At 41.1% G+C, this 734-nt stretch carries 1 protein-coding gene and 1 pseudogene; one reads left to right on the top strand and one right to left on the bottom strand.

The genetic code is table 11. The features are described 5' to 3' along the window. The coding region (locus HC175_RS15775) for a Gfo/Idh/MocA family protein (RefSeq protein WP_168139386.1) at nt 1–451 on the bottom strand (451 nt) is incomplete at its 3' end. Nucleotides 452–566: 115 nt separating this feature from the next. Between HC175_RS15775 and HC175_RS24285 the strand changes: the two are divergent. After that, nucleotides 567–734 (top strand): annotated as a pseudogene (locus HC175_RS24285) (zeta toxin); the annotation flags it as partial.

The raw sequence follows: 734 nt of genomic DNA on the forward strand, positions 1-734 counted from the left end.
TGTTCTTTTCACAGGCCGCGATCATTTGTCGGCATTCTTCAGCGTTCATTGCCATAGGTTTTTCACACCACACATGCTTTCCTGCATTGGCTGCAATAATGGTGTACTTGGCATGCATGGAGTTCGGCAGGACAATATAGACCACATCAATGTCATCATTATTGGCGATCTCGTGCATGTTCTCGTAATTGTAAACATTGGAATCGGGAATTCCATATTTTTCCTGCCATTGAGGGATCTTGTGCGGACTTCCCGTTACGATGCCACGCAGTTCACAATATTCGGTTTCCTGCAGCGCAGGGGCGAGTTGATGTGTGCTATAACCGCCTAAGCCCACGAGGGCTACTCCAAGCTTTTTCTTTTCTGCTCCAAATAAAAAACCCGGAAAAGGCAAAGCTGTGGCAGCAAGGACTAATCCGGATTTTTTGATGAAATTTCGCCTGTTTTCCATGGTTTATACTTTACAATAAAGATAATGAAAAATAGACTTTCTGAGAGTTGTGGGTAATATCCAGAATCTCTTTACAAGTATAAATTAGAGTTATATTTGCTATGAATTCTAATAAATGAAAAAATTATATATCATAGCGGGATGTAACGGAGCAGGAAAAACTACTGCTTCCTATACTATATTACCAGACATATTGGGATGTGATGAATTTGTCAATGCAGATGAAATTGCTAAAGGGTTATCCCCTTTCCGACCTGAAAGAGCAGGAATACAAGCCGGCAGA

The sequence above is a fragment of the Salinimicrobium oceani genome, assembly GCF_012037645.1.